At 66.5% G+C, this 18,335-nt stretch carries 15 protein-coding genes and 1 pseudogene; 10 read left to right on the forward strand and 6 right to left on the reverse strand.

All coding sequences use genetic code 11. From position 1 onward, the window contains the following. Window positions 1-116 precede the first annotated feature (116 nt). The 4 genes and pseudogenes from HWY30_RS37980 to HWY30_RS37995 form a co-directional block, all read right to left on the reverse strand. Window positions 117-746 (reverse strand): annotated as a pseudogene (locus HWY30_RS37980) (glycosyltransferase family 2 protein); the annotation flags it as partial. 227 nt (window positions 747-973) lie between these two features. Beyond that, a complete protein-coding gene (locus tag HWY30_RS37985) occupies window positions 974-1,201 on the reverse strand; it encodes a hypothetical protein (protein ID WP_090805277.1) in 228 nt (75 codons plus the stop codon). Between the two features lie 77 nt (window positions 1,202-1,278). Then, a complete protein-coding gene (locus HWY30_RS37990; RefSeq protein WP_090805275.1) occupies window positions 1,279-2,208 on the reverse strand; it encodes a LysR family transcriptional regulator in 930 nt (309 codons plus the stop codon). A 94-nt stretch (window positions 2,209-2,302) separates the two neighbouring features. Continuing rightward, a complete protein-coding gene (locus HWY30_RS37995) occupies window positions 2,303-3,700 on the reverse strand; it encodes a DHA2 family efflux MFS transporter permease subunit (protein ID WP_090805815.1) in 1,398 nt (465 codons plus the stop codon). Between the two features lie 151 nt (window positions 3,701-3,851). Between HWY30_RS37995 and HWY30_RS38000 the strand changes: the two genes are divergently transcribed. Beyond that, window positions 3,852-4,712: a LysR family transcriptional regulator gene (locus tag HWY30_RS38000; RefSeq protein WP_090805274.1), complete on the forward strand. Its 861-nt coding sequence runs from the start codon at window positions 3,852-3,854 to the stop codon at window positions 4,710-4,712. 41 nt (window positions 4,713-4,753) lie between these two features. On the opposite strand, the gene HWY30_RS38005 is transcribed toward HWY30_RS38000, so the two are convergent. Further along, complete coding sequence (locus HWY30_RS38005) at window positions 4,754-5,191, reverse strand: carboxymuconolactone decarboxylase family protein (RefSeq protein ID WP_090805270.1); 438 nt, start codon at window positions 5,189-5,191, stop codon at window positions 4,754-4,756. 242 nt (window positions 5,192-5,433) lie between these two features. Here HWY30_RS38005 and HWY30_RS38010 point away from each other — a divergent pair, with 242 nt between their 5' ends. The 6 genes from HWY30_RS38010 to HWY30_RS38035 all read left to right on the forward strand — a co-directional run bounded on the left by HWY30_RS38010 (window position 5,434) and on the right by HWY30_RS38035 (window position 12,017). Beyond that, window positions 5,434-6,492, forward strand: a complete 1,059-nt coding sequence (locus tag HWY30_RS38010; protein ID WP_090805268.1) for an NAD(P)/FAD-dependent oxidoreductase — start codon at window positions 5,434-5,436, stop codon at window positions 6,490-6,492. Window positions 6,493-6,842: 350 nt separating this feature from the next. Next, the gene (locus HWY30_RS38015; RefSeq protein ID WP_090805267.1) at window positions 6,843-8,816 is read left to right on the forward strand and encodes a PAS domain-containing hybrid sensor histidine kinase/response regulator; all 1,974 of its coding nucleotides are present in this window, start codon (window positions 6,843-6,845) and stop codon (window positions 8,814-8,816) included. A gap of 120 nt (window positions 8,817-8,936) precedes the next feature. Further along, the gene (locus HWY30_RS38020) at window positions 8,937-10,133 is read left to right on the forward strand and encodes an acyl-CoA dehydrogenase family protein (protein ID WP_090805265.1); all 1,197 of its coding nucleotides are present in this window, start codon (window positions 8,937-8,939) and stop codon (window positions 10,131-10,133) included. A gap of 32 nt (window positions 10,134-10,165) precedes the next feature. Further along, a complete protein-coding gene (locus HWY30_RS38025) occupies window positions 10,166-10,771 on the forward strand; it encodes an SAM-dependent methyltransferase (RefSeq protein ID WP_090805264.1) in 606 nt (201 codons plus the stop codon). After that, window positions 10,768-11,433, forward strand: a complete 666-nt coding sequence (locus tag HWY30_RS38030; RefSeq protein WP_090805262.1) for a glycosyltransferase family 2 protein — start codon at window positions 10,768-10,770, stop codon at window positions 11,431-11,433. Before HWY30_RS38025 ends, HWY30_RS38030 begins: the two co-directional genes overlap by 4 nt. Before the next feature lie 89 nt (window positions 11,434-11,522). Continuing rightward, complete coding sequence (locus tag HWY30_RS38035) at window positions 11,523-12,017, forward strand: DUF421 domain-containing protein (protein WP_090805813.1); 495 nt, start codon at window positions 11,523-11,525, stop codon at window positions 12,015-12,017. A gap of 52 nt (window positions 12,018-12,069) precedes the next feature. Here HWY30_RS38035 and HWY30_RS38040 read toward each other — a convergent pair whose 3' ends face one another. Next, on the reverse strand, window positions 12,070-13,473 hold the full coding sequence (locus HWY30_RS38040; protein ID WP_090805260.1) for an MFS transporter: 1,404 nt from the start codon (window positions 13,471-13,473) through the stop codon (window positions 12,070-12,072). 229 nt (window positions 13,474-13,702) lie between these two features. Here HWY30_RS38040 and HWY30_RS38045 point away from each other — a divergent pair, with 229 nt between their 5' ends. The 3 genes from HWY30_RS38045 (at window position 13,703) to HWY30_RS38055 (ending at window position 18,148) form a co-directional block, all read left to right on the forward strand. Then, window positions 13,703-13,846: a hypothetical protein gene (locus HWY30_RS38045; protein WP_167368656.1), complete on the forward strand. Its 144-nt coding sequence runs from the start codon at window positions 13,703-13,705 to the stop codon at window positions 13,844-13,846. Window positions 13,847-14,294: 448 nt separating this feature from the next. Further along, entirely contained in the window at window positions 14,295-16,886 is a 2,592-nt protein-coding gene (mprF, locus tag HWY30_RS38050; RefSeq protein WP_090805259.1) for a bifunctional lysylphosphatidylglycerol flippase/synthetase MprF, read from the forward strand. Next, window positions 16,883-18,148, forward strand: coding sequence for a virulence factor family protein (locus HWY30_RS38055; protein WP_090805257.1), 1,266 nt, complete (start codon window positions 16,883-16,885; stop codon window positions 18,146-18,148). The genes mprF and HWY30_RS38055 overlap by 4 nt, the downstream gene beginning before the upstream one ends. The last annotated feature ends 187 nt before the right edge of the window (window positions 18,149-18,335 follow it).

Genomic DNA, 18,335 nt, shown 5'->3' on the forward strand with positions numbered 1-18,335 from the left:
ATTACGAGAGTAGACGCGATCCGGCCAAAGTTTACAAGCACGGCTTTCAAGTCATTGAATGTAAACGGCTTGCTGGCGCGGGCGGCTGCCGCAGCGAGATGTGTATAACGCTATGGGCATAGCTCGGTGCCGAACACGTAGTCGCAGCAGACGCCATACCGCGCGTCGTAGCCGACCCGCTTGACGAGCCGCGCGTCGGCCATCCAGCCATTGTTCGGAAACATCTGGATCAGGCCGGTGCGGCCCGCGAGCGGCTGGAGACCCTCGCGGGCCTGAGTGCGCCGGAACGCCTCGTTCAGCCGCGCGCTCGCGGCGAGATCGATCGCGCCGTCGTGATCCGCTTCGTATTGCGCACCGAATGCCGCATCGAGCTGCGGATAGCGCTGCCATAACGACACGAGTTTGTCGACGGCGTCGCTCGTCAGCAGATCGTCGTCGTGGATCAGCAGGATCTTGTCGCCGCGCGCCCGCTCGAACAGGCTCGACACATTGCGCGCCTGGCCAAGCGGCGGCTCGTGCTTCTCGTAGCGCACGCGCGGCTCGTCGCGGTAGCGCTGCAAGATCAGTTGCCGCGAGCGCGCGTCCGTCGAATCGTCGCCAATCACGATTTCGACATGCGGATAGCTTTGCGCGAGGCACGAGTCGACGCATTCGATCAGCAGGTCGGGACGATTGCAGGTGGGCACGCAGATGGACACATGGGCGAGCGCCGCACGGGCGAGGGGAGAACTTGACGCGTTGGACATGATGACGCCTTTTATCGAGCGGAAGCGGCAAAAAACGGCGGAAAGCGGCAGCCGGTTCGCAGGGCGCACACCTTGCTGCAAGCAGCAAAATAGTCCAAGGCGTCAAAAAAATATTCGGTAAAAATGAGGAGGAAATGTTTGCTTACAGAAAGGTGCTGGAAGGGAAAAGTGATGCGGCCCGAGTGCGCGACGCAGCCAGGGCCGCTCTGATATAGGGTTCTATTTTTTCAACCGACTGACGGTTCGCCCTCGCCGGGCTTTTTGCCCGGACGGTCCGCCGGAGACTGCTTGTGACCTTCGTCGTGGCGCGCGGGCATCTTGCTCTTCGCGTTGTCGCTATGCACGGCGCGGTGCGGATGCGCGAAATCCTCGGTCTGGGCGCTGGCCTCGCTTTTCGATTCGTTGTCGGCCGCGCTTTTTGCTTCGCCTGGGGATTTTTCCGTCGTTTTGCTCATCGCTGCTCTCCTGGAGGGAAGACAAACCTCCGGCAGCAAGAGGCGGACCCGGGCGGGAGCAAACAGACGTTCCGCGCTCAGGCAACCGCGTGGCGCGGCCTGCCGCCCGTCAGCGACATAATGAAGTCGAGAAACACGCGCACCTTGGCCGGCGGATGGTGCCGTGACGGATACAGCGCATACAGCGGGTACACCTCGTCGCCCCAATCCGGAAAGAGCTCGATCAGCTTGCCGCTCGTAAGCAGCGACTCCGCGCCGAGCGCGAGAATCTGCGCGATGCCCTGGCCCGCGATGCATACGCTATGCAGCGTGCCGACGTCGTTGACGGTCAGCCGCCCCTGCGGCGTCAGCGCGAGCTGCTTGCGGCCGCGATGGAATTCCCAACTGAACGGATAACCGGTGAGCGGATCGCGAAACTTGATGCAGATATGCCGGCCGTCTTCGAGCTCGCCCGGATTCGCCGGCTTGCCATGCTTCTTCAGATACGACGGCGCCGCGACGGTCAGGATGCGCGTATCGAGCAGCTTGCGGGCGACGAGCGTCGACACCGGCGGGTCGCCGAAGCGGATCGCGACATCGAAGCCGTCCCCGACCATGTCACCCAACTGGTCGCGCGTGACGAGTTCGAGCTGCAGGTCCGGATGTTTGTCGATGAAGCCGCCGAGGCGCGGCCCGAGCACGAGCCGCGAAAAGAACGGGTCCATGTTGACGCGCAGACGGCCCCGCACCGCGGTTGCGCCGTGCGCGGCGGAGGCGGCGGCTTCCTCGAGTCCGCCGAGCAGCGGCACGATCTGCTCGTAGAAACGCCGGCCTTCGTCGGTCAGCGTGACCGAGCGCGTGGTGCGGTCGAACAGACGAATGCCGAGGCGTGCTTCGAGCCGGGCGACCGAGCGGCTTACGCCCGATTGCGACATGTCGAGCGCTTCACCGGCGGCCGCGAAACTGCCGCAATCGACGATCGCAGTCAGGACGCCCATGCCGTTCAGCACGCGCTCATCAAATGGCATCGGGGCTCCCTGCCTGGTAGCCATGGATGCCCGACATGCTAACGCCAAGACCTTTCGAATGCATGCGCTGGCACGCGATGAAACGCGTCGGGTCTCAACGCGCCGCGCTCGGCGCAGCCTGGCCGCGAATCACGCGCGTGCCCGACGGGTCGTCGAGGCGGCGGAAGATCCACGCGGACACGAGCGTGATCGCGCCGACGCAAACGAATGCGAGCCGGAAGCCGAGCGCCGCCGACCATTGCGCCGCGAACAGATTGACGAGCCCGCCGCCGATCGACACGCCAAGCCCGATCGCAAGCATCTGCACCATCGAGAACAGGCTATTGCCCATGCCGGCGTCTTCGTGCGACAGGTCCTTCAGCGTGACACTGTTCATCGCCGCGAACTGCATCGAGTTGGCCGCGCCGAACACCGCGAGGATCGCGATTTCGATCACGAGCGGTGTGCCGAGCGAAATCAGCGAGAATGCGACGATCGCCGAGCCGACGATGACCGTGTTGACGAGCAGGAAGGTGTCGTAGCCGTAGCGGCGCACGAGCGGCGCGATCCAGCGTTTCGCGAGCGTGCCGGCGAGTGCCGCGGGCAGCATCATCAGACCCGAGTGCAGCGGCGAGTAGCCGAGCTGCAATTGCAGCAGCAGCGGCACGAGGAACGGCACCGCGCTCGAACCGACCCGGCATACGAGGTTGCCGATCAGGCCGACGCTGAAGTTCGGCTCGCCGAACAGCGACAGCTTGAACAGCGGATCGCGGCGGTTTCTGGCGTACGGAATGTAGGCGAGCGCGCTGGCGACGGCCAATGCAAACAGCCCCGCCGACCACGCCGCGCGATGCGAGGGGACCGGCGCGTCGATCGCGAGCGAAAACGCGATCATGCACGACGACAGCAGGGCGCAGCCGATCACATCGAACGGCGGCGCCTGCGCCTCGTCATGCGAGGGCAGAAAGCGGTGCACCGCGTACAGACCGAGCGCGCCGATCGGCACGTTGATCAGAAAGATCCAGTGCCACGTGATCGCCTGCACGAACCAGCCGCCGAGCGTTGGCCCGGCGATCGGGCCGAGCTGCCCCGCGATCGATATGAACGCGAGCGCCGACACGTATTGCTCGCCCGACACGCTGCGCAGCACCGCGAGGCGTCCGATCGGCAGCAGCATCGAGCCGCCGAGGCCTTGCAGCACGCGCGCCATCACGAGCTGGCCGAGCGTGTGCGCGCTCGAGCAGCAGATCGAGCCGAGCACGAACACGAGAATGGCGGCGAAATAGACGCGGCGGGTGCCGAAGCGGTCGGCAAGCCAGCCGGAGGCGGGCGTCAGCATCGCCATCGTCAGCGTGTAGGCGACGACGACCGGTTGCATCGCGAGCGGCGCGACGCGCAGGCTGTTCGCGATCGACGGCAGCGCGGTGTTGACGATCGTCGTGTCGAGCGACTGCATGAAGAAGCCGGCGGCGACGATCCATAGTAGGGCGGTTTGAGAGGAATCCTTGGTCATGTTTTCGACAGTGGGCGCGGCGGCGGCAAAGCGCCGCCAGAGCGGGGCCAGGCGGAATTCCGTCATCTTATTGACATCCTCGTCAATCGGGAACCCCACTAAGCCCGCTGACTGTTATCGACAATGCCGATAAGCAGCGCGACAATCACGCATGCTCAATCCAATCTGGCTCAAGACCTTCTCGACCGTCGCGGCTTGCCATAGCTTCACCGAAGCGGGGCGGCGGCTCGACCTGACGCAGTCGAGCGTCAGCGAACATATCCGGCGCCTCGAACAGAGCGTGGGCCGGCGCCTGTTCCTGCGCGACACCCATTCGCTCGCGATGACACCCGACGGCGAAGCGATGCTCGCGCATGCGAGCGTGATCCTGCATGCGCTGTCGCGCGCGGAATCGCAGTTTCGCGCGCCGCGTCTGAAGGGGCGCGTGCGGCTCGGCTCGTCGGACGACATCGCGCTCGGCCCGCTCCCCACCGTGCTCGCGGCGTTTCGCAACGCGCATCCCGACGTCGAACTGGAAATCACGATCGGTATGACGGGCAGGCTCTACGAGTTGCTCGACGCGGGCGCGATCGATCTGCTGGTCGGCAAGCGCCGGCTCGGTGACCGGCGCGGCGTGGCGCTTTTCACCGGGCGTCTCGAATGGCTCGCGCGGACCGGCACGCTCGTCGATCTGGGTCAGCCGCTGCCGCTGATTCTGGTCGCCGAGCCGAGCGTGACGCGCGCGGTCGTGCTCGATGCGCTCGCCGAAGCCGGCGCGAGCTGGCAGATCGTCTGCACGAGCAGCAGTCATTCCGGCTGTATCGCGGCCGCGCGCGGCGGACTCGGCGTCACCGTGCGGCCGCAGTATCTGGCCGCGCGCGGCCTCGCGCCGCCGTTGAATGCGGCCGGACTGCCGACGCTGCCGTCGGTGGAATTCATCGCGCTGGCGGCGAAGCGCTTGAGTCGCCCGGCGGGCACGCTGCTGCAGTTGCTGCATGACAGCGATCTGCGTGGGTCGTGGATCGGGGAGTGAGGCGGGCAGTGCGTCGCCTCATGCTGCCGTTATGCCGCCGCTCAGGCCGGCATCTTCCGGAACGAGATCGCGAAGCGGTTCCATGCATTGATCGCCGAGACGAGCAGCGTCAGGTCGACCAGTTCCTCGTCGCTGAAACGCGGCCGCACTGCCTGCCATACCGCGTCGGGCACATGATCGTGGGACACCAGCGTGAGCGCTTCGGTCCACTCGAGCGCCGCGCGTTCGCGGTCCGTGAAGAACGGCGTTTCGCGCCACACGACGACGGTCGCGAGACGCCGCTCGGTTTCGCCGCCCTTGCGCGCGTCCGCCGTATGCATATCGACGCAATACGCGCAGCCGTTGATCTGCGACGCGCGCAAGCGCACCAGTTCGGTCAGCGATTTTTCGAGCGACGATTTGCCGATGCGCTCTTCGACGCCGAGCAGCGATTTGATCGCGGCGGGATTGGCTTTGTAGAAGTCGAGACGTTGTTCCATGATGGGCTCCTGGGCGGGTTGGACGATGCGATGCATCGGACAGGTGTTAGCTTAGTCCGTCGTTTGGATCATAAGAATGGCCGATTCCAGGTATTTTCAGGTAGCCACTTTCGGGCGTTGAGCGGGCACGCCCAGCACCCTTACCGTCGACGATGGCATCGTTGCCGCGTGCGGGCCGATTCGGTATGGTGGGTCATCGACGCTTCCATTGCGCCTTTCACCGTGATCCGGAGACCTGCCCCATGACCGTTGCCACCGATCCGTCCGCTGTGCCCACCTCGCCGATCCGCACCGATGTCCTGATCGTCGGCGCCGGTCCCGTGGCTCTGTTCGCGGCATTCGAGGCCGGCGTGATCGGCCTCACCTGTCAGATCGTCGACATACTCGGACGGGTCGGCGGCCAATGCATCGAGCTGTATCCCGACAAGCCGATCTACGATATCCCCGCGATTGCGTCGTGCACCGCGCGCGAACTGGTCGAGCGACTGGTCGCGCAATGCAAGCCGTTCGATGTGCCGATTCATCTGGAACAGCGCGTCGACACGGTCGAGCAGCGCGACGACGGACGCTGGACCGTGCGCACGCAGCGCGGCCTCGTGTTCGACGTCGCGGCGATCCTGCTCGCCGCCGGTAACGGCGCGTTCGTCCCGCAAAAGCTCCCGCTCCCCGAGGCCGTGCCGCTGGAAAAGCGCTACGTGCACTACAGCGTGCCGCGCCTCGCCGATTTCGCCGACAAAAACGTGGTCGTCGCGGGCGGCGGCGATTCGGCGCTCGACTGGGCGCTGGCACTACGCAAGGTCGCGCGGCGCGTGACCCTCGTGCATCGGCGCGCCGGCTTCAGCGCGGCCGATTCGAGCGTCGAGCTGATGCGGCGCGCGGTCGACGCTGGCGAGATGGACTTCGTCGTCGGCGGGATCGCGGCGCTCGATGTGGAAGACGGCACGCTGCGTTCGCTGACGCTGCGGCAGGTCAACGGCGAGACACAGCTCGAAGCCGAACATCTGATCGCGCTGTATGGACTCGTCGCCGATCTCGGACCGATCGCGCAGTGGGGACTGACGCTTCATGGCGGGCGCGTCGACGTTGATACTTCGAACTACGAAAGCTCGCGGCCGGGCATCTTCGCCGCCGGCGACATCGCGAACTATCCGAACAAGCAGAAGCTGATCCTGTCGGGCTTTCACGAGGCGTCGCTCGCGCTGCGCAAGGCGTACGCGTACGCGTATCCCGACAGGAAACGCGTGCATGTCCATTCGAGCTACGACGCGAAGCTCGCGGAAAAGATCGGCGCGGCGGCTTGACGGGCGCGCCAGCGCAGCAGCAGTTTCGATTGGCGACGTGTGCCGATTCTCAGCGGCCGATCGCGCAGCCCGCCGCGTCGTGAATACCTTTTTCAATTGACACGCCTGTTTTTGCCAACGAAGGGCAAAACGGAAAGCCGAAACCGCAGCGCGGCGACGTTTTCCGTCATGACCCGCTAGCTATCGCGAGGCTCGCCGTTATAAGCTTGGCGCCTTGTCAGCCGGCGCGCGCGCGCCCTTGGCGACGCATCCCGGCCCCTCCGTGGACCGCGCAAGCGCTTGCGCGACGGCTTCGCCGCCGGCCAGGCGCGAGGTTTGCTCAAAACGAAAGTTCTAATGACGTGTCCGCCATGACCCAGCTCGATGTTTCTTCTTCCCGCGACTACGGCGAGCCCGCTCGAGTGCAGGCCGACGCCGCGCCGTCAGCGCCCGTCGGCGTCGATTATTTGTCGCTCGTGCAGGCGATTTCGGACTACGCGATCTTTCTGCTCGATGCGAAAGGCAACATCGTCAGCTGGAATGTCGGCGCGCAGAAGCTGAAGGGCTACACGGAAAGCGAGATCGTCGGCCAGCATTTCTCGCGCTTCTATACCGAGGAAGCCGTCGCGCGCGGCTGGCCGACCTACGAGCTGGAACAGGCTGCGCTGACCGGCCGTTTCGAAGACGAAGGCTGGCGCGTGCGCAAGGACGGCACGACGTTCTGGGCGAACGTCGTGATCACCGCGATCCGCAACGAGAAGGGCGCGGTCACGGGCTTCGCGAAGATCACGCGCGACCTGACCGCGCAGCGCGAATACCTCGAAGCGCTGCGCCAGAGCGAGGAGCGCTTCCGTCTGCTCGTCGATAGCGTGAAGGACTACGCGATCTTCATGCTCGATCCGCAAGGCTTCGTCGTCAGTTGGAATTCGGGCGCCGCGCGCATCAAGGGCTATACGCACGACGAAATCGTCGGCCGGCACTTCTCGCAGTTCTATGTGCCCGAGGAGGCCGCGGCCGGCAAGCCCGCGCGCGAGCTGGCGATCGCGCGCCAGATCGGCGCCGTCGAAGACGAAGGCTGGCGCATGCGTAAGGACGGTTCGACGTTCTGGGCCAACGTGATCATCACGGCCGTCTATGACGAATCGCGACGCTTGCGCGGCTTCGCCAAGGTCACGCGCGATTTGACCGAGCGGCGCCGGCGCGAGGAACTGGAGCGCTCCGGGGAGCGCATGCGCGAATTTCTCGCGACGCTCGCGCACGAACTGCGCAATCCGCTCGCGCCGGTGCGCAACGCGGTCGGCACGATGCAGATGGAAACCGATCTGAGCCCGGTGGTCGCGCGGGCGCGCGATCTGATTGATCGCCAGGTCACCCACCTGACGCGACTCGTCGACGATCTGCTCGATATCGGCCGCATCATGTCCGACAAGGTCGAACTGCGTATTGCGCGCGTCGATCTCGCCGAGCTCGTCGCGCGCGCGATCGAAGCGGCGCGGCCGTTCACCGACTCGCGCGAGCAGCGCGTGGTCGCGCATGTACCCGACGCTCCCGTGATGATTCGCGGCGACATGACGAGGCTCGTGCAGGTCCTGCAAAACCTCCTGCACAACGCGTCGAAGTTTTCGCCGAACGGCAGCGCGATCGAGATGCAGGGACGTGTGGACTTCCGTATGGCGGTGCTCGAAGTGCGCGACCCCGGCTGCGGCATTCCGGTGCGCTCGCTCGACAAGATCTTCGAACTGTTCGCGCAGGAGAAGGAAGGGCAAAATTTCGGCGAGGGCGGCCTTGGGATCGGCCTGACGCTGTGCAAGTCGCTCGTCGAAATGCATGGTGGCAGCATCGTCGCGAGCAGCGAAGGACTGGGACTCGGCAGCACGTTCACGCTGAGTCTGCCACTCGCTTCCGCGCAGTCCGACACCGCGGAGAGCGGCACGATCGATGCCGCGCCCCACGTGCAGCCGCTGCGCATTCTCCTCGTCGACGACAATCGCGATTCGGCCGACAGCCTCGCGATGCTGCTCGAACTGAAGGGCCACGAGGTGCGTATCGCCTACGAGGGCGAGCAGGCGCTGCAGATCTCGCCACGCTTCTCGCCGCATCTCGCGCTGATCGACCTCGCGATGCCGAAGATGGATGGCTATGCGACGCTCGCGGCGATGCGCGCGCGGCCCGAGATGTCGCGCACGATGTACGCGGCGATGACGGGTTTCGGCCATGCGAGCGATCTCGATCGAACTCGCCACGCGGGTTTCCATGCGCACCTCGTGAAGCCGGTCGAGATGGCGGTCCTCGACGCGTTGCTCGTGAAGGCGGATGGACGTCTGAGCGGAAGCGGCGGGAAATAGCCGCTGGTTCGCTGCGCGGCTGCCTCGCCAGCCGGGGCACGGTGTTTGCTGCGACTCTGCATACGTCCCAGTCCGCCGCCGCCCGGCGGGCCGTGGATCTAACCGGTGCAGGGAGGCACGATGCTCGACACGCGCGACCACGCGGCCAGCTTCAAGGCCCAGTCACGGCAGGTCTCAAATCAACACGGTGGCCGCGCACTACGCGCGAGCGCCCGCGCGCCGCAGCCCGGCAAGCCTGCTATCTCGCTCGACGATTTTCTGCGCGACGCGCGTTTCGAAGCGAACGATCCCGCTGCCCTCGGAGCACTGCTCGCTGATCTGATCGAGCGCGGCTACGATCGCGCGCCGACCTTGCCATGGCCGGGGCATGGGGAGACGCTGGTGCGCTGGCGCGCGCTGGCCGCCGTCGCCGCATGCGACCTCGGCCTCGTCAAACTGTTCGAAGGCCATACCGATGCGCTCGCGATTCTCGCCGAGCTCAATGGTCCGCTGCCGCCCGCGGCAAGCCGCTGGGGCGTGTGGGCCGCCGAAGCGCCGCACGCGCGGGTGCGCGCCATCGACGAAGGAATCCGGACCGTTGCCGGCGAGGGCGCGCAGGTGCGCCTGTCCGGCACCAAAGCCTGGTGCTCCGGCGCGCAGGCGCTCACCCATGCGCTCGTGAGCGCATGGCGCGACGACGAGCCCGTGCTCGCGGCGCTCGCGCTGGATCAGAGCTCGATCTCGATCGATACATCGAAGTGGCAGGCCGTCGGCATGCAGGCGACCGCGAGCGCGGACGTCACGTTCAAAGACACCGTGGCGACGCTCGTCGGCGCGCCGCATGCGTATCTGCGCCGCGCGGGCTTCTGGCATGGCGGCGCCGGTATCGCCGCGTGCTGGTACGGCGCGGCCGCGCAAATCGCGCGCACGCTGCGCGACGCGTGCGCCCGGCACGCGGACGCGCATCGGCTCGCTCATCTCGGTGCGACCGATGTCGCCTTGCAGTCGGCCGCCGCGCTGCTGCGCGAAACCGCCGCGTGGATCGACGCGCAGCCGTCGGCCGATGCAGCGACGCCCGTGTTGCGCGCGCGTCTGGCCGTCGAGCAGGCCGCGAGCGCCGTGATCGAGCACGCGACACGCGCGCTCGGCGCGGGCCCGTTGTGCCGCGACGCACGCTTCGCGCGGGCGCTCGCCGACCTGCCGGTGTTTCTGCGGCAGAGCCACGCGGAACGCGACCTCGCAGCGCTCGGCGAACGGCTCGTCGAGGCCGCTGACACGACTGCCGCGCCGGCATCGCATCAGGCGTCTTCGCAAACACTCGCGCCGTGGACGCCATGACTTTTTCCCCCTGCCTTGGGAGGATCGCTGAGATGAACTCGACGGCGCCGTACTTCGATGAACTCTACCGACGCAGCGACGATCCGTGGCGTTTGCGCGAAGGCTGGTACGAACGCCGCAAGCGTTCGCTGACGCTCGCGTTGCTGCCGCGGGCGCGCTATCGCAACGCGTTCGAACCGGGCTGCGCGAACGGCGAGTTGACGGCCGGGCTCGCGACGCGCTGCGACGCGCTGCTCGCCGCCGATCTGCACGCGCGCGCCGTCGAGCTTGCGTGTGAACGCGTGGCGGGCGCATCGAACGTGCGGATCGAGCAGCGCAGGGTGCCGCGCGACTGGCCGACGGAGCACGGGCCGTTCGATCTGATCGTGATCAGCGAGTTCGCGTACTACCTCGACGCGGCCGAGCTCGAAACGCTGGCCGCGCGCATCGCCGGGTCGCTGACGCCGGACGGCACGCTGCTCGCCTGTCATTGGCGCCGGCCGTTCGCCGAAGCGCGCGAATCCGCCGACCATGCGCACGCGCTATTCGATGCACGCTGCGGTCTCGCGCGTCTCGCGCATCACGACGAAGCCGACTTGCTGATCGACGTGTGGTCGCGCGACGCACGTTCGGTCGCCCAGCGCGAGGGGCTTCTATGATCGGCGTGATCGTTCCGGCGCATAACGAAGAGACGTTGCTCGCACGCTGCCTCGCGGCCTTGCTCGAAGCGTCGCGACACGAAGCGCTCGCCGGCGAGGAGGTGCGGATCGTCGTTGCGCTCGACGCGTGCAGCGATTTCAGCGGGGCGATCGCGCGCGCTTACGGCGTGCAGACGCTGACGCTGAAGGCGCGCAACGTCGGGATCGCGCGAGCGCTCGGCGCGTCGCTTCTGCTCGCGCACGGCGCGCGCTGGCTGGCGTTTACCGATGCCGACAGCCGCGTGTCGCCCGGTTGGCTGGCCGCGCAACTGGCGCTCGGCGCCGATGCGGTGTGCGGCTCGATCGCCGTCGACGACTGGAGCGCGCATCCGCACAGCGTGCGCGAATATTTTCGCAAGACGTATGTCGACGCCGACGGACATCGGCATGTGCACGGCGCGAATCTCGGCGTTTCCGCCGACGCCTATCGGCGCGCGGGCGGCTTTCCGCCGCTCAAGTGCAGCGAGGATGCCGCGCTCGTCGATCGCCTGATCGCGACCGGCGCGCGCATCGCGTGGAGCGCCGCGCCGCGCGTGACCACGAGCGCGCGCACCGTGGCCCGCGTGAGCGGCGGTTTCGGCGATACGCTCATCTCGTGGGCGACGGACGGCGCGCTGGCCTGAGCGACGACGACGCGTCGCGGGCTCGTCTCGCTCGCAACTATCCGGACACCAGAACATTCGCACGGCAATCCGCCGCGGGGAGGACGAACATGATGGACGCGTTTTTCGTTCTATTCGGCCAAGGCAGGGAGCTCGATCCGTTGCAGATGGGTATGCGCTCGATCGCCGTGTTCGTGATCGCGCTCGCGCTGATCCGCGTATCGGGGCGCCGTTCATTCGGGCAGCGCTCGCCGTTCGATTCGGTCGTCGTGATTCTGCTCGGCGCGACGCTGAGCCGCGCGATCGTCGGTGCGTCGCCGTTTATCGCGACCGTCGTCGCGTCGTTCGCGATCGTCGTGTGTCACCGGGTGCTCGCGTGGTCGTTCATACGCTCGCGCCGCTTCGAGCTGCTGGTGGGCGGCGCCGAGCGCGAGGTGTTCAGCGACGGCAAGTTCCACGCGAACGAAATGCACGCGGCGCTCGTCACGCGCACCGACATCGAGGAAAGCGTGCGGCAGAAAACCGGCTCGCGCTCGATGGACGACGTGGCCGCCGCGATTCTCGAACGCAATGGCGAAGTGAGCGTGATTCGCAAGCGCGCGTGAGCGCCCGAACCCGTGAAGAGCGGGGCGCTCGCGCGGGGACACGGTAGCCGGCTCAGCCGCGCCCGCCTCGCGAAATCTCCGCGCCCGCGCCGCGCGGCAGGCGCAGCGTGACCGGAATCGACGCGAACGAGCATAGCCCGACCACGAGAAACGCGGGCCAGAAATCCGACCAGGTGATGCTCGGATGCCCATGCAGCGCGCGCGAAATCTGCAGCACGATGCCGCCGACCGTCACGCCGAGGCCGAGCGACATCTGCTGCACGACGCTGCCGAGGCTCGTCGCGCGGCCGACGTCGCGGCTCGCGATCTCCGCGTAGGTCAGCGAATTGAGGCTCGTGAACTGCAACGCGGGGAAGAAGCCGCCGAGCAACACGACGACCCAGATGATCCACGTCGGCGTGTGCGGGAAAAACAGCCCGCACGCGGCGATCGAAATGCCCGATAGCGCGGCGTTGAACACCAGCACCTGGCGAAAGCCGAAGCGGCGCAGCACCGTGGAGGCGATCGTGCGCATGAACATGCCGCCGAATGCGGACGCGCAGGTGATCAGCCCCGATTGGAACGCGCTCATGCCGTGGCCTTCCTGCAGCAGCAGCGGCAGCAGGAACGGCAACGCGCCGAGACCGATGCGAAATAGCGAGCCGCCGAGCACGCTCGCCTGGAAAGTCGGCACCTTGAAAAAACGCAAATCCAGAAGCGGCAGTGTGACGCGCTGCGCATACGCGACGTAGATCGCGAGCAGCGCCGCGCCGAGCGCGCACATGCCGAACGCGTCCGTATTCGAAATCAGTTCGCCGCCGACCAGCGACAAGCCGAGCAACAGCAGCACCGCGCCCGCCGCCGACAGCAGGAAGCCGATCCAGTCGAGCGGGCCGGGGTCGGGCTCGCGCGTATTGGCGATATAGCGATTGGTCAGATAGATGCCGAGAATGCCGATTGGCACGTTGATGAAGAAGATCAGCCGCCAGTGCAGATACGTGGTGATGAAGCCGCCGAGCAGCGGACCGGCGGCGGGGCCGAGCATTGCGGGCACGCTCAGGTAATTCATCGCGCGGATGAAGTCGGCTTTCTCCACCACGCGAAAGATGATGATCCGCCCGACGGGCACCATCATCGCGCCGCCGACGCCCTGGATGAAACGCGCAACCGTGAAAGTGGCAAGCGAGTTCGACGCGGCGCACAACAACGAGCCCGTCACGAAGACGCCGATCGCGGTGCGGAATACCGTGCGCGCGCCGAACTTGTCGGCGAGCCAGCCGCATACCGGGATGAACACGCCGAGCCCGAGCACGTAGCTTGTCACCGCGATCTTCAGCGCGACCGGATCGCGCCCGAAATCGCGTGCCATGGCCGGCAGCGCGGTGACGATCACGTTGGCGTCGACGCTTTCCATGAACATGGCGCACGCGACGATAAGAGGCGCAATCAGAGCTTTTTGGGTCTGGGCGACGGTCATATCGGCGAGCCTGCGGCGAAGCGTCGCAGGCAAAGGGGGCATTATTGCACCTGTACGGTGCGGATTGTTAATACCTGCACGACCGATGCGGCCCCTTTACGAATTTTCCGTATCCGGTACGCGACGTTGGCATCGCGACGTCGCCAAAAAATATTGTTTTGTTGCGCTGCGGCACGAGATCGCTATAATCGGGTTATTCCGTAGGTATAAACCCTGATAAGGAGTCGCCATGAACACCGCATCGAATGCCGTCAGTTCCACCCCCGCTGCCAACACGTTCTTCGGCAAGCTGCGCGCGCTGGCGCTGCATGCGCTGAACCTCCACCTGCAGAACTGCGCCGTGATCGCCGAAGCGTACCGTCGCCCGAACTAAGCGCGAGTTTCCCGCGCGGGCCCCGCAAGGCCCTGCTGTCGTGTCAATGCCCGCTCGAGTAGCGGGCATTGTGCTTTCTGGCCCCGCCAAGCGGAGCACGTTCAGCGAGTCGGCTCCCCAGTCCCACCAGATAGACGCCCGCCGTCAGCCAATTCCGGGCTGCCATCGCCGTTTCCCTTCCTGATATCGTGTTTCCGCTCCTGATGACGGCACGCCCAGCCGTGATCCTGATGCCGCGGTTGCGCCGGCCCGATGCCTCGCATCACGCGAGGAAGCATTACAATCGCGCGCTTTTGACACGCGACGCGCAAGTGAACCGACGGCAAAATTGCTAATGCTGTCAACCTTTTGCACGTTTTGCCGTTATCACTTTGTAATCGCCGCCACAGGCGATACCGCGCGTGACGACCCGTCGCCGCGACCGCTCCTCGCAAGGCCCGCATTGACCATGTTCCACCGACTTCAACACAGCTTCGAGCGCCTCCCGGCGCTGCTCGGCCGTGCAGCGAAAGCGCTTGGCAGCCGGGGCCTTCTGTCGCCCGTGCTCGCGCTCGTCATTTGCGGGTTGCTGCTGGTCGTGCTGCAGCATCTGTCCGAGGCAGTGAATTACCGTTCGGTGATCCGCGAACTGCGCCAGCTGTCGGCGCGCGAGTGGATCGGTGCGCTCGGCGCGACCGCGCTCAGCTACGTCGCGTTGGTCGGGCGCGACGCGGTCGGCCTGCGCTATCTCGGCGTGAGCGTGCCGCGCGCGGCGCTGTGGGTCGGCGCGACGGCCGGTTCGGCGCTCGGCAATGCGACCGGTTTCGGCGCGCTGACGGGCGGAGCGGTGCGCGCGCGCGTGTACGGCGTCGCGAACATCACGCCCGCGCAGATCGGCCGCATGACGGTGTTTACAAGCGTGTCGCTCGCGCTCGCCCTTGTCTTGATGACCGCGCTGGGCATGGTCTGCATGGCGGGCCAGCTCGCGCCGATGCTGCATCTGCCGCCAGTCGCGCTGCGCTGGAGCGGCGCTGCGCTGCTGCTCGCGCTGGCGCTCGCCGCGGCCGCGTGCCGTCGGCAAACCCGGCCGATCCGCACGCGCTGGCAGTGGCTCTCGTTCGATATTCCCGCGCGCCGCGATCTGCTCGCGCAGGTTGCGCTGGCGGTGCTCGACGTGGTCGCCGCGGGCCTCGCGTTGTGGGCATTGCTGCCGCATGCGAACGTGAGCTTCTTCGGCTTCATCACCGTCTATGCGGCCGCGATGCTGCTCGGCCTGATTGGCCATACGCCAGGCGGCGTCGGCGTGTTCGAAGCGGCGATGGTGTTCACGCTGAGCGGCAGCGTGCCGATGCATCAGATGGTCGCTGCGCTGCTCGCGTATCGCGCGATCTATTTCGGCGTGCCGCTGATCGTCTCCGCGGCGCTGCTCGCGGGTTTCGAGGGGCGCGCGCTGAAGAATCGTCTGTCGATGTTGCAGGCGCAGCGCGTGTCGGAACTCGCGCCGCTGTTTCTGAGCCTCGTCACGTTCGTGGTCGGCGGCATGCTGGTCATTTCGAGCGCGACGCCGGCGTTCTGGCAGCGCATTCATATGCTGCGCGACCTGGTGCCGCTGTGGGTGCTCGAAAGCTCGCAGATGCTATGCAGCGTGCTCGGCGTGCTGCTGCTGTTCGTCGCGCGCGGCCTGCTGCGGCGGCTCGATGCGGCATGGTGGATGACGCTCGCGCTCGCGTTGCTGAGCCTCGCGCTGTCGCTGACCAAGGGTCTCGCGTTCGTCGAAGCCGGTGTGCTCGGCATGCTGATCGTGCTGCTGCTCGCGACGCGCAAGCGCTTCAACCGTCATTCGTCGCTGTTCGCGGAGCGTTTCACGGCCGGCTGGCTCGTGTCGGTCGCAATGGTGCTGATGCTCGCGACGTGGGTCATGCTGTTCGCTTTCCGTGACGTGCCGTACACGGGCGATCTGTGGTGGCAATTCGCGTTCGACGAGCGCGCGCCGCGCGCGCTGCGCGCGACGCTCGCCGCGAGCGTGTTCGCCGCGACCTTCTCGTTCTGGCAATTGCTGCGTCCGGCGCCGGGCCGCTTCGTGAAGCCGGCGCCCGAAGATCTGCACGACGCCGCGCGCATCGTGCGCGCGCAGGAACGCAGCGATGCCGGTCTCGCGTTGATGGGCGACAAGAGCTTCCTGTTTTCGGAGTCGCGCGAAGCGTTCCTGATGTACGCGAAATACGGCCGCACGTGGGCCGCGTTGCACGATCCGGTGGGGCCGCGCGAAGAGTGGGCGGGTCTCATCAGCAAGTTCGTCGCGCTCGCGCATGCGCATGGCGGTCGCGCCGCGTTCTACCAGGTGCGCGCGAATGCGCTGCCGCTGTATCTCGACGCTGGCCTCACGCTGATGAAGCTCGGCGAGGAAGCGCACGTCGTGCTCGACGACTTCGATCTGAAGGGCTCGCATCGCGCGCATCTGCGCTATGCGCTCAAGCGCGGCGAGCGCGACGGCTTTAGCGTCGAAGTGATCGATCAGGCCCATGTGCCGGCCTCGCTCGAAACGCTGCGCGGCATTTCCGACGGTTGGCTCGACAGCCGCGACGCGCGCGAGAAGAGCTTCTCGGTCGCGGCTTTCCATGACGAATACCTGGCCGCGCAGTCGGTGATGCTGGTGCGCCAGAACGGCGAGCCGGTCGCATTCGTGACCTTCATGACGACCGATATGAATACCGAGGCGACCGTCGGCGTGATGCGTCACGTCGAAAGCGCGTCGCCGTATGCGATGGAATATCTGTTCACGCAGCTCGCGCTGCATCTGAAACAGGCGGGCTTCCGCTCGCTCAGTCTCGGCATTGCGCCGCTCTCCGGCGTGCAGCCGACGCCGCTCGCGTCGCGCTGGCATCGGCTGGCCGGCATCGTGTGGCGCTTCGGCGGCCGCTTCTACAACTTCCGCGGACTGCGTGCTTTCAAGAGCAAGTTCCAGCCGCGCTGGGAGCCGCGTTATCTCGCGGCATCCGGTTCGGGCGTGTTCTTCACGCTCGCGGACCTGTCGCTGCTGGCAGGAGGCCGGCGTTCATGACATTGCATCCGTTGTTCCGGCTCGCCGTCGCGGCGAGCGTTCTGAGTTGCGGCGCGCTCGCGCACGCGGCCACCATCACCGTGCCCGGCGGCCGCTATGGCGACGTGCGCGTGACGCAGCCCGAGGGGCCGCTGCGCGGCTTCGTCGTGCTGTATTCGCAGGCAAGCGGCTGGAGCGCAGCCGATCAGCAGAGCGCCGATGCGCTCGCGAAAGCGGGCGCGATGACGGTCGGCGTCGATACCGCGCACTACGCGGCCAACCTTGCCGCGAAAAAGGAAACCTGTCATCAGCTGGTGGGCGATGCCGAGGCGCTCAGCCATCAGCTCGAACGGCAGTCGCAGTCGAGCCGCTACTTCGCGCCGATCGTCGCGGGTACGGGGCAGGGCGCGACGCTCGCGATGCACGTGCTCGAGCAGGCGCCGTCCAATACGATCGCGGGCGCGGTGTCGGTCGACGCCGATCACACGCTCGACGCGCGCTTCGAACCGTGTCCGCCCGACCCGACCGTGATTCGCGACAAGGTGCCGGGCTTCGTCGAAAAGGCGAGCACGGGCAATGCCGATCGCGCGCGTCTCGTTGCATTGCTGACGCCGCATCTGCAGCCGGTCTCGATCAGCGCCGACGACGTGTCCGACCTGCCGCTGATCGAATTGCCGGCCGCGCATCCGAACGGCTTGATGGCGATCGTGATTTCCGGCGATGGCGGCTGGCGCGATCTCGACAAGACGATCGCGCAGGCACTGCAGAAAGATGGCGTGTCGGTGGTCGGCTGGGACAGCCTGCGTTATTTCTGGAGCGAGAAGCCGCCCGCGCAAACGAGCCGCGATCTCGCGCGGGTGATGCAAACCTATGGCGAGCGCTGGCACGCGCAGCATATCGCGCTGATCGGCTATTCGTTCGGCGCCGACGTGCTGCCGTTCGCGTATAACCGCCTGCCGCAGGCGCAGCGCGATAAGGTGTCGCTGATTTCGCTGCTCGGCTTCGCGCCCGACGCCGATTTCCAGATCCGCGTCGGCGGCTGGCTCGGCATGCCCGCGAGCGACAAGGCGCTGAATGTGCGCCCCGAGTTGGCGCATGTGCCGCCGTCGATCGTTCAATGCTTCTATGGCGAGAGCGAGACCGACACGCTGTGTCCGGCGCTCGACAAGACCGGCGTCGACGTCATCCGCACGACCGGCGATCATCACTTTGGCCGCGATTACAACGCGCTCGAGCAACGCATTCTCGCGGCATTCAAAAAGCAGAGCGGCGTGCGCGATTGATGTCGGTGTTGGTCGTCTCAGCGGGGCGCGCTTGCCGGTGCGCCCCGTTTTTCTTGGTGCGCCAGGCATGGCGCGTAGCGCCGTGACTGGCGCTGTCCGACCCGCTGTGGTGGCGAGCCGGATGACTTGGGGGTGAAAGTCCTCTGCACACCCGGCAAGGGGAAGTGCTAGCTGAACGGCAAGGGTG

This window comes from Paraburkholderia tuberum STM678, from assembly GCF_902833905.1.
Classification (GTDB): domain Bacteria; phylum Pseudomonadota; class Gammaproteobacteria; order Burkholderiales; family Burkholderiaceae; genus Paraburkholderia; species Paraburkholderia tuberum.